The following is a 15,473-nucleotide window of genomic DNA, read 5'->3' as shown; positions in this document are numbered from 1 at the left end:
GGCTGGATGTGTAAGCATAGCGATATGTTGAGCTGACCAGTACTAATAAATCAATAGGTTTAAAAGTAATGTGTATTTTATACATTTCAATGAGTTTTAAATTACTATTCAGTTTTCAGAGAATAATACTCCGGAGGGAGTTTTTTTTATATTTTTTTTAGGGTGCAGAACAAAATTTGTTTTAAAATCCTTAGTGAGTCAAACTCTTAAATTCAAGCTAAATTTAGCATGGGCCAAAAAGGTTTGTTTGTAGGTAGTTTGATTGTTATTTATAAAAATATAATAAAGCAGCTACGCGACATGCGTGGCTATTAAAAACAAAATATCAAGCAAATTTATGCTACGCTCGATATTCTAAATTAAATACCTTTTAGATACTGTTAAAAACTTAACTCTAATTAAACTAAACTGTTCAAATATAGTTTCGACATAAGTATTTGATGATTTAAATTTGTTCATTGTTTAAACTGCAGGTTTACGTTCGTAGCCTTATACATTCATTATCAAAACTAATATTAAATCTAATTAAAGTCGACTTGAAAGTATATCAACATAAATAACGTTTCATAGTTTTGATAAAGAACAATTACATAACATATACAATTAATAAACTTCAATTAATTTACTCCCCCGCGAGCATGACAACTATTTCATTATCCAATGGGTTCATTTTAGTGTGAGAATATCTCGTTTTATCTCTATATTCTAATTCTTGTTATGATTTGTAACATTCATTAGAATGTCAGCGAGCATAAATATTATCAATAATTAGCAACCAATCTATGTGTAATATCTATTTATCTATCTTATTTTTTTATATTTTGATATCAATTTTGCCAGATTTAAGTCACTCGTTTGTTTTGATCTAAGACAACTTGCGTGAGTAATTGTAAAATTGTCCATTTCTGGACTATCTGCTTCGTTTAATTTATAAGGTAATATATGGTTGATATCGATACCACCAAATTCGCAATCTATTTTTCTCCATATAAAAAATAACATTCGTTTTGGTTGTTATGTAATTTGTTAATTAATTTGGTTTTGTTGCTGGAAATACTACTTAAATAATCATCTTTTCTATTATTCATGAAACAATTTCCTTTTATAACTCTTTTTCTTATTCTCGTCATCATTCTTATCTTTATCATTTACAATTACAATTTTTTTAGGTTTATTCTTAAGAGTACGAATATATAATATACCAAAGATTGCAGTAATTATAATAGCAGTGGTTAATATTAGAGGAATAATTATGAAAACCAGAATTATCAATGTATTTCGGCTATTTATTTTTTAATCTAGTTGAAAGAAATTGTTATTCTCTGACAAATATAATTAAATACTTCTTCGTTATTTTCTCAATATATTAACTGTATTTTATTTTAATAGTCAAATATGTATATTTTTGATTTCTTTAAAACACAGTGTTTTATATTATATCAATATACAAATTTTTAAGCTTTCTACTTTTTGTGTAAAATCTTATACCATCTTCTTCGATTAATGGTACATCATTGTATAAATGCATCAAATATAATCATGAAATTGCGAATTCAAAGGCAAAGCACATCTAAACTCAGATAAAATTACAGCTAATGGCTTAGGTAATTTTAGAATTTTATCGAATATTGGAGTAAATGCCATAACAATCCCTAAAATAAGCGGATAAACTATTATAGTGCTCACAAGTTAAAGTCAGAATCAAATAACTGGTTTATATTTTTTATATTTTATATTCATGTTTTTTTGGGCAAAGGCCTTTCTTGTTTTGCTCTTTTTGTAAACTTAAAAAAAGAAAACAAAAATACATTTTCGGCCTTAATATTAACAATTTAATGGAAGATTCCAGTTTTTCTTTTAAATTCTCTTATTGAATTTTAATGTCTAATTTGATTACAAGTATCTTAAATTTATAATAATTTCTATATTTGAGTGCATATTTTTTGTGAATGACTTTAAATAAAATTTAAAATAGCGAAACATTATTATTTAAATAAGATTATTTTTTTAAAAATAAATTTTAATACCGGAAAAAAAGCTAGTTCTATAAATAAAACCTATTTAATTAATATTTATTTTTAAAAGTTTAATAATAGACAAAAAATCACCTAATACGGTATTTTTTGCTATAAAACTCAATTATTGGTAAATAGTTATTTTGCTAATAAATAAAAGATTATTCAAAAATAAAAAAACTTTTAAAAAATCTTGTTTATTTTCTTTTTTGTCTGGCTTATAGTATTAAAATAAAAGAAGTATTTAATACTAAGGTAACATATTAAGGAGCAAGATGCAAGATAGATTTCTAGGCAGGATTTACATATTGCACTGAAGTCTTTTCGCTGTTTTGACAGTTATCTTTAGTCTATGCTGTTTTTTTTATCAACCAACTTTGGTATTAGGATACGTAATCGGGGCTTGTGGTGCTTATCTTTGTTTTGAAATTAGACAGGCGTTTTTGACAAATTTATTTGCTAATAAACGCAGTGCAGTTTCAAATGCATTAGTAAATTGAGTGCTTTCAATTGCTCTGGTTGGGGTTTTAGTTGCGTCAATACTTGTTATAAACCATTATTTTGGTAGTAAACATTCAATGGCGCTATTCCCTATCAATGTTTTTACATTTTCTTTAGGTTTAAGCAATATAATGGTTGCTGTTATATTGAGCATGTTTTTTAATATACCTAAGAAAAGGAAAGGAGGTCCATGCAAAAGATAATTGAAGCATTTAGTATGTGGAATCAACCTCAACTATTTTCCTTGGCAGTGACGGTACTAATTATATTTATTGTTAGTTTGGTTGTGTTTATTAAGATTAAAAAACATTCCAAACCAAATAAAGCACCGGTTGCTACTGTGTTAATAGCTGAAAACTATGTCACAACTATTGATAACGCCTACGACGATACTGCTAGTGGTAAATTGCCAATTGCTCGTTTTTATATATTTGGTTTAGCAACATTCCTATTAGTGGGTAATATGCTTGGTTTAATTGGTTTAGAACCAATTGCCACATCATATTCAATAACATTTACTCTTGCAGCAGTTACGTTTATTGGAATCTATTTAGTTGGTTTTTGATATCAAAAACTTAGATTCTTTTTACGTTACATTAAAAATCCAGCCGAAATTCTTGGGCAATTCTCACCTTTAATTTCTTTAGGTTGTCGTATGTTTGGTAATATCACTGGTGGCGCTGTTATTGTTACTGCTGTCTATTTTGCCGCAGGTTGATTATGGGGGTTGATTTTCCCTGGTCCACAACTTTATTTCTTCGCATGTATTGTTACACCGTGAATGCACATGTTCTTCGATATCTTTGGGGCCGTCATTCAAGCGTTAATATTCACAGTATTAACAACTATTTATTGAACAAATGAAGTTGAAATACATACACGTAAAAACAAAACTTCTAAAAAACAACTTAAAAATCAACAAAATATTATAAATATATCTAAAAATATTTACTAGGAGGTAACTATGGATAAACAAGGATTAATCGCTATTGGTGCCGGTATCTGTATGCTTGGATGCTTTGGTACAGGTTTAGGGCAAGGTCTAGCTAGCGGTAGAGCCGCTGAAGCTGTTGGTCGTAACCCTGAGGCAGCAAGTAAAATCAGAACCATTATGATTGTTGGTATGGCTTTAGCTGAAACAGCCGCTATTTATTGTTTCTTAATCGCTATTCTACTTCTATTCGTTTTTGGAAACTAATATGTCAATAAATAACGTTATGCTATCTAGTGGCCCTTCAATTACTGAAGCTTTCACTGAGAAATTTGAAAAACTTTTCCCATCATGACCTATGTTTGTGGCAACATTGGTTTCACTTGTATTGGTACTAATTATCTTGTGATACTTTTTATACAAACCAGTCAAAAAAGCTATTAAGCAACGTCAAGAATACATTCAAAGTAATATAGACCAAGCTGAACAAGCTAATGTCTCTTCACAAGAATTGTTGGCCAAAGCTAACATGAAATTATTAAATGCCCACGACGAGGCCAGAAATGTTGTTAAAGATGCTAAACACGAAGGTGAAAAAGTTTTAGTAACATATTTGGAAAAAGCAAAACGCGAATCTAAACGAATCATAAACGAAGCAAAAGCTGATGTAAAACTTCAAAAACAAGAACTACTTGAAGAGAACCAAAAACGTATTGCTGCAGCAGCAACGATGTTAAGTCGTAAAATTCTAAAAGAAGAAGTCAATAGTGATATCGAAAACAAAATTATTGACGAATTTCTTAAAGGTGAATAATGTATCAAAAAGCTAATATTGATGGTTATGCCATCGCATTATATGAGTTAGTCTCAGAAAATAATGAACTAGCACAAGTACATCAAACACTAAGTCAAATCTGACCAGTTTTTGAAGAAGAACAAAATTTCTTAAAATTACTCGCAAATCCTAATATTGAGAAGGAAACAAAATTTGATTTTATCGATCAAACATTCGCAAATATACCTAATACAGAATTACTGGCAAAGTTTTTTAAAGTTGTTGTGCAACGTCGCGCCACAACTTTGCTTGGTCGAATAATCAAACAATTTTTCCGTCTTTCTAACCAAACATTGGGCATCAAATTTGCGAAAGTTTATACTGCCTTTCCTTTATCTGAGGGACGTATGAACAAAATTAAATCTTTTTTAGAAAAGAAATATAATTCAAAAGTTGAACTAAATTACATTCTAAAACCCGAACTTTTATCAGGTTTTAGAATTGAAATTGATAGCGATGTCATTGAACAAAACATCGCATTAGATTTGGAGAAACTTTCATCATTAATCATAAAGAAAGGAGTCTAATATGAATAGTTATACAGAAGATATCAGTAAAATCATCAAAACTAGAATCAAAAACTTTAATTCTAGCGTTGATTATTCCGAAGTTGGACAAATCATTACTATCGGTGATGGTATTGCTCTAGTTAGCGGTTTAGATAACGCTAAAAATGGTGAAATTATTGCTTTCAAAGATAATATTTACGGTATGGTTTTAAACCTTGAAGAAGAAGTTGTTGGTATCGCTATCTTTGGTGATGCTGAAAAACTATCTGAAGGTGACGAATGTAAACGCACTGGAGAAGTTATTTCTGTTGGCGTTGGTGATTCATTGATTGGTCGTGTTATTAACGTTTTAGGACAACCAATTGATGGCAAAGGCCCTATTAAGACTGAAAATAGACGTGAAATCTTTAAAGTTGCGCCAGGTGTTATGACACGTCAAGAAGTTAATGTAACTTTAGAGACTGGAATCGTAGCTATTGACTCAATGATTCCAATTGGTCGTGGTCAACGTGAATTAATTATTGGTGACCGTCAAACTGGTAAAACAGCTATTGCAATAGACACAATCATTAACCAAAAAGGTAAAAATGTTAAGTGTGTTTATGTTGCTATTGGACAAAAAAACTCAACTGTTGCGCAAATTGTACACAAATTGGAAGAAACAGGGGCTTTGGAATACACAACAGTTGTTGTTTCTGCTGCTAGTGAATTAGCACCCCAACAATACATTGCACCTTATACGGGTGTTACTATTGCTGAAGAATGAATGGCAAGTGGTGAAGATGTGCTAATTGTTTACGATGATTTAAGTAAACATGCTGTGGCATATCGTACGCTTTCATTACTTTTAAGACGTCCGCCTGGACGTGAAGCATACCCTGGAGATGTTTTCTACTTGCACTCGCAATTACTTGAAAGAGCTGCACGTGTTAATAAAGAAAATGGTGGTGGTTCAATTACGGCTCTTCCTATAGTCGAAACACAACAAGGTGATATTTCAGCATATATTCCAACCAATGTAATTTCAATTACCGATGGGCAAATTTTCACAAGAGAAAACCTATTCCACTCAGGACAACGTCCAGCAGTTGATGTTGGTTTTAGTGTTAGTCGTGTTGGTTCAGCTGCGCAAATTAAAGCTATGAAGAAAGTTTCAGGATCCCTAAAACTTGAACTAGCTCAATATAATGAAATGTTAGCTTTTGCTCAATTCGGTTCTGATTTAGACTCATCTACTAAAACTATTTTGGAACATGGTGCAAAAGTATTTGAATTCCTAAAACAAGGCCAGTATCAACCAATTAATATGTATGCACAAGTAGCAATTCTACTCGGAAACAAAGAAAGAATTATCAACCCTCTACCTAAAGAATCAATATTAAAATACCGTGAAGACGTAATTAAATTTATGAATTCAGCTGAAGGTAACATTATTATTGATGAAATCATTCATGCGAATAATGATTTAACTGATGAAATCAAAGATAAATTAACTACTAAATTAGTAAAAATTGTGAAAGATATTGTGGCAGGTTTACCAAACTACAACCCTAACGATCACGCTCAAATGCCTGAAAAATATCGCCCCCAATATGAAGCTTAATTATGGCCAGTTTACAAAAAATTAAATCTCGTATTAACACAGTTGAATCTATTCGTAAAATTACTCACGCTATGGAACTTGTTTCGACATCAAAAATGCGTAAAGCACGTGACTACTTCAACTCAGTAAAATTATATGAGCAACAAGTTAGCGACATTTTTGGTGGATTCTATTCTTATTTGAGTGCTGAAGATTTAAGGGACTATTTTGCAGCCAAAACCAGTAAAAAACGTTTGTTTTTAGTCATAACCAGCGATTTAGGTTTGGCCGGAAGCTACAATTCAAACGTTTTGAAATTAGTTAAAAATATAATTACAGACCAAGATGAATTAATAGTATTGGGCAGTAAAGGTATTTCGATTTTGGAAGCTAAATATAAAAATCAAATTATTAAGTCTACAAGTTGAGCACATTGTGAAATTAAAAACATTGCTCAAAAATGCACTAAAGTCATGGTTGAAAAATACCGTAAAAATGAAGTTGGTGAAATTCATGTTTTATACAATGAATTTATTAATAACCTAGTCCAACAAGAACAAGATTCAAAACTCTTGCCTTACGAATATGACTTTAAAAAGAATCAACAAAAAAAACTTAATCAAGTTATTGAATTTGAACCTAGCGCAAAGGAAATTTTAATAAATACTGTGCCTTTATACGTGTCAGCTAAAGTAAACAAATGTTTAGCCTCAGCAGTTATTAGCGAATACGCTTCGAGACGTGCTGCAATGGAAACAGCAACTGATAATGCTGACGAATTAATTGATGATTTGAATCTAGAATACAATAGAAAACGTCAAAGTAACATCACCCAAGAATTGAATGAGATCGTGGGTGGGGCAAATGCAGTTTAAGGAGATATTATGAATAAAAATAATGGAACAATTGTACAAATTTTAGGTCCTGTCGTAGACGTTAAATTCCCTAAGGGAAAATTACCAAATCTACTAAACGCATTGGTTGCTGAATTCGATGGGGTTAAATTTACTTTGGAAGTCGCTCAACACATTGGTGACGATACAGTTAGAACAATTTCAATGGTTTCAACAAACGGGTTAGCTCGTGGGGTTAAGGTTGCTGATACTGGAGCACCTATTTCAGTACCAGTTGGTGAAAAAGTTTTAGGCCGTATGTTTAATGTTTTAGGTGAAGCTATTGATAATGGTGATGAACCAGATACATTAAAAATGCCTATTCATGCAAAAGCACCAAGCTACGAAGAACAAAAAACTGCTAGCGAAATTTTAGAAACAGGAATTAAGGTTGTTGACCTATTGATTCCTTACGCTAAAGGTGGAAAAATTGGTTTATTTGGTGGGGCCGGTGTTGGTAAAACAGTTCTTGTTCAAGAATTGATTAATAACATTGCTACACAACACGGTGGACTTAGTGTTTTTGCCGGTGTTGGAGAAAGAACTCGTGAAGGTAATGACCTTTACTATGAAATGAAAGCATCGGGTGTTCTTGACAAAACAGCACTAGTGTTTGGTCAAATGAACGAACCTCCTGGGGCACGTATGCGTGTTGCTTTAACTGGTTTGACTATGGCGGAATATTTCCGTGATAAACAAAACCAAGATGTGCTATTATTCGTTGACAATATTTTTAGATTTACTCAAGCTGGTTCAGAAGTTTCAGCACTTCTAGGGCGTATGCCAAGTGCCGTTGGTTACCAACCAACATTAGCTACTGAAATGGGACAATTACAAGAAAGAATCACTTCAACACACAAAGGTTCAATTACTTCGGTACAGGCTGTCTATGTTCCAGCTGATGACTTAACTGACCCTGCTCCCGCTACAACATTCAATCACTTGGACGCTAAAACAGTTCTAGACCGTAATATTGCAGCACTTGGTATCTATCCGGCTGTTGACCCTCTAGAATCAAGTTCTAAGTTGTTAGACCCATTAGTTGTTGGACAAGAACACTACAATGTTGCCTATGGCGTAGTTTCAATCCTACAAAGATTTAAAGAATTGCAGGATATTATTGCAATTTTAGGTATGGGGGAATTAAGTGAAGAAGATAAATTATTAGTTTCACGGGCAAGAAGAATTAGAAACTTTCTTTCTCAACCATTTACAGTTGCTGAAAAATTCTCTGGTAAACCAGGTGCTTATGTTAAATTGGCAGACACTATTAAGAGTTTTAAAGGAATTTTGGAAGGTAATTATGATGAAATGCCTGAAGATTTATTCCTTTATGCTGGAGATATCAGCGAAGTTGAACAAAGATATGATGAATACAAAAAAGCTAATAACATTCAAGAAAATGTAGAGCAAACTGAAGATGAATCAAACAACAGAGAAAAATAATTCAAATCAAGTTGTAAGATTAAGTATTTCAACTTTAGAAGGTATATTTTATGAAGGGGATGTACGTTCAGTTAACCTTTCAACAGTAACTGGTGGAGCTATTATGCTTCAACCTAACAGAACTCCTTTCATCAGCAATATCGCAGTAGGTAAGTTATCAATTAACGAACCTAACGACCCCGACTACAAATTATGCGTAATTGGCGGTGGTGTTGTGTTTGCTGATAGCAAAAGAATCAAAATAATTACCGACGATATTATTGACAGTAAAGACATTGACATTAATAGGGCAAAACGCGATCGTGAAGAAGCGTTAGCTCATCTTAAAGAAACAGACAAAGATGATAAAGCGAAATTTGAATTACAACTACGTAAAGCAATTGCTCGGATTAACATCTCAAATTCTAATAAATAGCCTGTGGGCTATTTTTTTCTTATATACACATATTTGTGTATGTTACGTAATTTTAATATATGTTATTCATTTAAATAAAATTAGTATAATATGAAAAAGGAGAAACATGGAAAAAAATAAATTTGTAAAATATAAACCTCATGTAAGACCTTACTTTTGGACTGTGACGATATCATCAATATTAGCAGTCTTATTGGTTATGGGATGAAGTCAAAAATTTATCCCTTTTAAGGTAGATGTTAAGGTTGGTCATTTAGATTTTTGAAGTGTGATGTATTTATCTTTTACCATTTTCTTTGGCCTGATAGGCATCTATTCTTTGAGCGTAATTTTAGTGATTAACTCATTTGTTTATAAACTAGAAAGAATGAAGGAATTATGACAAGAAAAAGACCGTGAAGCGCTTAAAAAACGCATTAATCGCCAAGCAATTATTTTAGACATGTTTGCATTGAATAAATCTTTATCGTACAATTTATATCAAACTAGTAAAATTGAGTAAAAAAATCGCGTCTAGCGATTTTTATAAATTGGTTTTATCTAATTCAAACACTGGGTTATCTTGTTTAGATTCGTTATTATCGTTATTATTGTTTATTGGTTTAACAACATATTTTTTTGTAAGTACCATTATTACACCTACAAGCGAAACGATTGGAACAACGAAACCAACAATTAATAAAATCATTATTGTTTGATCAAATTTACTTGCCTTAACTGCTAATATTATTTGTAAAACAACTCCAGCAATTCCACAACCTCATAGAAGTAATTGTAAAAATATTGTGTAAACACTTTGATATGTAACACCAAGATTATTGCTTTTATTTGTTGATGGTTGGGTATCCATCGCAAGCTTAATAACTAAACTATAAGCAATTATTCCTAAAATAACAGCAAGAATTTGTAACACCAATAGTGGAATAGCAATTTTCTTTGCTTTTTCTAATTCTTTCATTTTTCTCCTCGTCATAATTAACTCTTTTATTATAACATAAATAATAAAATTACTCAGCTGCGCTTAGAACCGCCATTATTTTATAAGTAAAATATAGAAAAAAAGCTGTTCTCACAGCTTTTTGTCAAATGGCAGGGGTTAAAGGAATCGAACCCTTGCAAGCAGTTTTGGAGACTGCAGTACTACCATTATACTAAACCCCCATTTAGCCTTAAGGCTAATTATTTTCCGAATTTAAAGTGACAAATGTCGCCATCTTTCATAACGTAGTTTTTTCCTTCAGAACGGATTTTTCCAGCAGCTTTCACGGCTTGTTCTGAACCTAATTCGACAAAATCTTCATAAGTTATTACATCAGCTTTAATAAATTTATTTTCAAAGTCGGTATGGATAATTCCTGCACATTGTGGTGCTAACATTCCATCATGAAACACTCATGCTCTAACTTCGATTTGTCCGACAGTGAAATATGTTTTAAGTTTCAATAAATCAAATGCCTCTCTAGTTAATAAATCTAATCCACTAAATTTAATTTCATATGTCTGTAGTCACTCTTGAGCTTCGTTTTCATCTAATTGTGATATTTCACTTTCTAATTGAACGCAAATTGGCAGGATTTTTTCTTCACTTGAACATGATGCTTTAAACATTTTAAATAATGTAGCATTTTCATAATCTGCAATTTGTTCGGCTGACATATTAGCTACGTAAATCATTGGCTTAAATGTTAAAAGGTGATAGCCTTTTAAAATTTTGGCCTCTTCTTCATTAATATCTTTTAATTCACGGGCTGCTTTGCCTTGTTCCAAAAGTTCCTGAATTTTTAAACAAAGATTTTGCTCAATAAGAGCTGTTTTATCTCCGGATTTTGCCTTTTTAGATATCCTGTTTAGCACGTTTTTAATTGTGTCTAAATCAGCTAAATTTAATTCCATATTGATAACATCTTTATCGTTTACAGGATTTACTTCATTTGCAACATGCATGATATTTTTATCGTCAAAACAACGTACAACATGAATAATTGCATCAACTTCGCGGATGTTACCTAGAAATTTATTTCCAAGTCCTTCGCCTCTTGAAGCGCCCTGAACTAGACCCGCAATATCAACAAAATCAAATGTTGCGGGCACAATTTTATTTGGATTTACCAGTTTTGCTAATTCGTATAATCTTTTGTCTTTTAAAGGTACTGAACTAACATTTGGCTCAATTGTGGTGAAGGCGTAATTACTTGCCTCAACTTGATATTTAGTTAATGCGCTAAATAAAGTGCTCTTACCAACATTTGGTAAACCTACTATCCCAGCTTTTAATGACATGAGACCTCCTTGATATATTGTTAATTTAAATTTTACCAAAAACTTAATTTTGCCTGCTAAAATCACTAAAAAACATAAATAAATTTTAATTTTCATAAGTCAATATTTAAATCTAATTGTGTCAACGATTTTACGAATACACACATTTTTGTGTAATTTTGGTGCAAAAAAATATGCGTAACCGCATATTTTGCATCTATAAGCCACGTTTTGTTCCTTATAAATAATAAGGCGCCAACAATTTATCTAACCAGTAAACTGGTTTTCTCTCTTGATTCAATTCTCTCGAGAAAATTCCCCTACCAAAATTTGGGTTTCTAGCTCATGGAGTTTACCGCGTTTCACAATTCTCGTCTCTGTGGCACTAGTCGTCTAGGCCTAAGCTTATTGGGCTTAGCATGAACACTACTTTCATCGCAGAAAGTGCTAGCGTGGACTTTCCTCTACTTTAATAGCAGCTGTTGGCCAATGCGATTAGATTATATAACAAAATTTAAATTAATATAGTATCTTGTTAGAGACTCAACAGTTAAATAGTTAAACAAAAATGAAAAAGTTCCGGCATTACACCTGAACTTTTAATTGTTTATTCACTAATAGTTTCGAATAGATCTTTTACACTTCAAATTGGTTTTTTATTTTTGGGATTAAGAATTTCATTTAATTTTTCACTAGTGCTAGAACCTCTAAATAGTATTTTGTGATCTACTGATTCGCTAACATAAGCAACAATTATAGATAAATCTTTAGTTATTCAATTATTTTTATATTCATCAATGTAATTATTAAAAGCTGTGATTATATTTTTTGTTTTGTTTTCATCGTAATCATTTTCAAAATCTTTAACTTCAATAATTAAATCATGTGACTTATGGTTGTTTTTGTATCTAATAATGAAGTCGGGATAAGAATTCTTAATATCATTAAATTCTTCATAATATTGAAAATTAATCCCGTGAAATACTGCGTTTCTAGTTCATAATACAACCTTTTCAAAATAATTCGGATAATCATTCAAACATGAAGTAATATGATTAATGAAATTTAACTCTGTTTCACTATCAAAATAATGGATATGTTTTTTTTCTTTTAATGTATTAACATATGCATACTTCATAATATTTTCGATTATGGTGATATCGTGTTTATTTTTATAATTGTAAAGATAAATTGGCAATGTTTTTTGGAAATTAAGAATATATTCCTTCTGGTCGCCTGTTTTTCTTAGTAATTCAACTGATTTTTTGTGACAACCTCTTATATCATTCAAATAATTTTTGATAATTATGTATCAAAATAAATGAATAGATACTTTATTGTTGAAATTCATAATTTCACTTTCAAATCAATTGTTTAATTTATTTTTTAATTGTATAGAAAAAAGTTTTTGATTTTCTAAAATTGAATTTTCGCAAAATATTTCTAAATCTATATTATTTCATATTTTTTCTTCTATTAATTTTTTGGCGATTTTGCCTTCCTTAATTTCAGTTTCTTTAGCTATCAAATAGTGGTATTTAGCAAGATGGTCTAAATAATTTTTTGCAAGTTGTAATACTTCAGTTTTATTCATAATTGATAAAACATCATCATAGTATTTTTGAGTATTACTTGCTTGTTTTATGAGTAATGGATTAATTTTACCGCTTGCAAATGTTGCTGTTTCGTATCCATTTTTTAGTTTGTAAATCATTGTTTCACGTGTATCTTCTTTTTTATTAGAATAAATATAGTAGTTGTTCGCAATGCTATTTTCATCAAAATCAAAACTTGGATTTGGATTTCTTTTTATTCTTCCTATGGTTTGTTTATTCAATGTATCAGATGACACATCTCTAATTTGTACAAGCATGCACGCTCTAGGTATGTTTCAGCCAGTTGCAGGACCAACTTTGAATATTATTACATCAACATCGGAATTGTTTTTGGATATTTCTTTTAATGACTTAACATTTCTTGCTTTTGAGTCGATTTTCTCGCCGCTAAAATATTTAACATATTGTAGATTGTTTTTTTCTAAAATACTAGTTATTATGTTCAAATCTTTTTCAAACTTTTCTTTATTTTTGCTTATTTTGTCTGTTACTTGAATTAGCATTGCGGGGTTTATGTTAACTAAACCGGGTTCTTTTTTACTATCGCTGTAAAAGTTGTCTTTTATATTTCTAAATTCTTTACATGCTACTTCTAATATTTCTTCGGTTGAAACTTCTTCAAAATTAATCCTAGAAATTCCGTGATTAAACATTAAATTATTTTTTAAAAGAACTATGTTGTCTTTTCTTAATTGATCTTCTGTAATTACAACTTGTTCATAACCACCCTTTGGGGTAGCGGTCATTTTGACTACGAAGTTTGCTGCTTTTTGAACTTTTGATTCGAATTTTTCTTCATAATCCTTTGTATCTTTATTATTAATCAAACCACCGTGATGTGCTTCATCCCTGATATAAATTAACTTGTAATCTTGATTTTCTATTTGCTGTAGAAAAGCATCAAATAGTCCATATTCCGTGAATAGTCTTTTTTTACCAAAAGATGACGAACCAAAGATAAGAACTTTTTCGTTTTCGGCAAAAAATCTCACATCCTTATCTTTAATGTTTTTGTCGGATGTAGACGGAGATTCTTGCCTTTGAATATTTATGTGTCTATTTTGTAAATATGGTAGATAATCTTTGATATTATTTTCCATTTGGCGAGGTAAATCAGCTGATGATAATGTAACTATAATAAAAATAATTTTCTGATTTCCGTTGTTAATTTCACGATTTTTTGTAATCATTTTGTCAATAAAATTAGCTAACATAAATGTTTTTCCACTGCCTGTTGGGGCTTTAAATTCAATAATTTTATTTGAAGAGTTTTTATCCGAAAGATAATTTTTAACACAGTGGTCAACTAATTCTCCGACTGCTCTATTTTGCGTATTTGTTAATTTCATTTACGCCTTCTTCTCATATATTTCTAATGATTGTAAATCTCTTAAGATATCTAAATTATTTAATGAATTATCGTTAATTCCAAAATATGTTAAAGAATTTCTAAATATACTTTTGATTTTGATGTTGTCGTCTTCTGTGTTATTTATTGAAGTATTATATTTAACGATATTAAAAACGGATCGGTAAAAAATTAGTGTGTTAGCTGAAAACCTAACTAGTTAATTTTTGATTAATACCATTATACCTAATTTTTTTCAGAAATTTTTAAGATTTTTGCGTTTTAAAAACTGGTGCAAAAAAATAAAATTTTCTTTTGCACGCGCGCGTACGCCTTTTAAGGCAAGGCAACAAATGGTACAAAGCTTCTAACCGAAGCACCATTTTATACCTTGCTATTATTACTTTGTAATAATAGAGTTTTTCAGTTTTTGTGGTACAAGTTTGTACCACTTTTTAAAAACTGCTCCATAACTACTACAAAAATTATTTTATTTATTTCTTACTATAACTATGTTATAGTAAAATCTAAATTATTAATTTCACAAACCTGTACCACTAATAAAAAATAATCAAAATTTATAAAAATATTGTGCCAACACCTTTTTTCAGGTTTTTATATATTATTTTTGTTTTAATGGAGCTCAAACCAAAAGTTGAGCTCATTTTTTTAATGTGTTTTTTAAAATAATTGAAGACAAAATGCTCGGTATAACTAGCAATCAGGCATATCTTATTCTCATCATTTCATATCTGGTCTTTATGATTTTCGATGAAGTAAAATAGTCTTTTAGCAGCTAAAAGACATTTATTATTTATCTGTTTTTGTCGAGCTTCGAAGATAAAATTATCTCTAAAATTAACATATGCTTCATAACCAAGCTTATCGTTTTTGCTAAAAATTTTGCGAAATAGTTCGACCCATCTTAGTCGATATTTTGCACTATATCAGTTCGTAAAAACTTTCTTATTCTCCTTCGAAGCGAAGTGATTAAATCCAAAAGTTTCATTAATTTTTTTAACTAAATGAAAATAATCAAGCACATATTTGACCCCTATTTTTTGTGAAATAGACTTCATTCATCTGGCTCCATCGCCCTTAAAAATTATGCTATTTTTGTTTA

General features: G+C 30.6%; 13 protein-coding genes, 1 tRNA gene, 1 other RNA gene and 1 pseudogene. 10 read left to right on the top strand and 6 right to left on the bottom strand.

Translation table 4 applies throughout. The annotated features are described in order from the left end of the window. Positions 1-2,290: 2,290 nt before the first annotated feature. The 10 genes from KQ878_RS03600 (at position 2,291) to KQ878_RS03555 (ending at position 9,629) form a co-directional block, all read left to right on the top strand. Positions 2,291-2,719, top strand: coding sequence for a hypothetical protein (locus KQ878_RS03600; protein ID WP_216505494.1), 429 nt, complete (start codon positions 2,291-2,293; stop codon positions 2,717-2,719). Next, positions 2,707-3,471: a F0F1 ATP synthase subunit A gene (locus tag KQ878_RS03595; protein ID WP_216505493.1), complete on the top strand. Its 765-nt coding sequence runs from the start codon at positions 2,707-2,709 to the stop codon at positions 3,469-3,471. The genes KQ878_RS03600 and KQ878_RS03595 overlap by 13 nt, the downstream gene beginning before the upstream one ends. A 9-nt stretch (positions 3,472-3,480) precedes the next feature. After that, positions 3,481-3,714 carry an ATP synthase F0 subunit C gene (gene atpE, locus KQ878_RS03590; RefSeq protein ID WP_171110806.1) on the top strand — a complete coding sequence of 78 codons (234 nt, stop codon included), beginning with the start codon at positions 3,481-3,483 and terminating at the stop codon, positions 3,712-3,714. A gap of 1 nt (position 3,715) precedes the next feature. Beyond that, positions 3,716-4,261: a F0F1 ATP synthase subunit B gene (gene atpF, locus KQ878_RS03585; RefSeq protein ID WP_258451704.1), complete on the top strand. Its 546-nt coding sequence runs from the start codon at positions 3,716-3,718 to the stop codon at positions 4,259-4,261. Next, entirely contained in the window at positions 4,261-4,809 is a 549-nt protein-coding gene (gene atpH, locus KQ878_RS03580; RefSeq protein ID WP_216505492.1) for an ATP synthase F1 subunit delta, read from the top strand. The genes atpF and atpH overlap by 1 nt, the downstream gene beginning before the upstream one ends. Before the next feature lies 1 nt (position 4,810). Further along, entirely contained in the window at positions 4,811-6,394 is a 1,584-nt protein-coding gene (gene atpA, locus KQ878_RS03575; protein WP_216505491.1) for a F0F1 ATP synthase subunit alpha, read from the top strand. A gap of 2 nt (positions 6,395-6,396) precedes the next feature. Then, on the top strand, positions 6,397-7,248 hold the full coding sequence (atpG, locus tag KQ878_RS03570) for an ATP synthase F1 subunit gamma (protein ID WP_216505490.1): 852 nt from the start codon (positions 6,397-6,399) through the stop codon (positions 7,246-7,248). A 9-nt stretch (positions 7,249-7,257) separates the two neighbouring features. After that, positions 7,258-8,712: a F0F1 ATP synthase subunit beta gene (atpD, locus tag KQ878_RS03565; protein ID WP_216567960.1), complete on the top strand. Its 1,455-nt coding sequence runs from the start codon at positions 7,258-7,260 to the stop codon at positions 8,710-8,712. Continuing rightward, complete coding sequence (gene atpC / locus KQ878_RS03560; protein ID WP_216505488.1) at positions 8,687-9,127, top strand: ATP synthase F1 subunit epsilon; 441 nt, start codon at positions 8,687-8,689, stop codon at positions 9,125-9,127. Before atpD ends, atpC begins: the two co-directional genes overlap by 26 nt. Before the next feature lie 106 nt (positions 9,128-9,233). Further along, positions 9,234-9,629, top strand: coding sequence for a hypothetical protein (locus KQ878_RS03555; RefSeq protein WP_216505487.1), 396 nt, complete (start codon positions 9,234-9,236; stop codon positions 9,627-9,629). A gap of 21 nt (positions 9,630-9,650) precedes the next feature. Here the strand turns inward: KQ878_RS03555 and KQ878_RS03550 are convergent, their stop codons facing one another. From KQ878_RS03550 to KQ878_RS03525, 6 genes and pseudogenes are all read right to left on the bottom strand, one after another. After that, complete coding sequence (locus KQ878_RS03550; protein WP_216505486.1) at positions 9,651-10,085, bottom strand: hypothetical protein; 435 nt, start codon at positions 10,083-10,085, stop codon at positions 9,651-9,653. Between the two features lie 129 nt (positions 10,086-10,214). After that, a tRNA-Trp gene (locus KQ878_RS03545) sits at positions 10,215-10,288 on the bottom strand. An 18-nt stretch (positions 10,289-10,306) separates the two neighbouring features. Continuing rightward, positions 10,307-11,407, bottom strand: coding sequence for a redox-regulated ATPase YchF (gene ychF, locus KQ878_RS03540; protein ID WP_216505485.1), 1,101 nt, complete (start codon positions 11,405-11,407; stop codon positions 10,307-10,309). 194 nt (positions 11,408-11,601) lie between these two features. Then, an RNA gene (rnpB, locus tag KQ878_RS03535) (RNase P RNA component class B) lies at positions 11,602-11,880 on the bottom strand. Between the two features lie 113 nt (positions 11,881-11,993). Then, entirely contained in the window at positions 11,994-14,351 is a 2,358-nt protein-coding gene (locus KQ878_RS04470; RefSeq protein ID WP_216567959.1) for a DEAD/DEAH box helicase family protein, read from the bottom strand. 577 nt (positions 14,352-14,928) lie between these two features. Beyond that, a pseudogene (locus KQ878_RS03525) lies at positions 14,929-15,473 on the bottom strand (Mbov_0401 family ICE element transposase-like protein); the annotation flags it as partial.

The sequence above is a fragment of the Mycoplasma zalophidermidis genome, from assembly GCF_018913985.1.
GTDB lineage: Bacteria > Bacillota_I > Bacilli_A > Mycoplasmatales > Metamycoplasmataceae > Mycoplasmopsis > Mycoplasmopsis zalophidermidis.
Note: the sequence above shows the minus strand (reverse complement) of the source record. Positions and strands in the feature narration are given on the sequence as shown.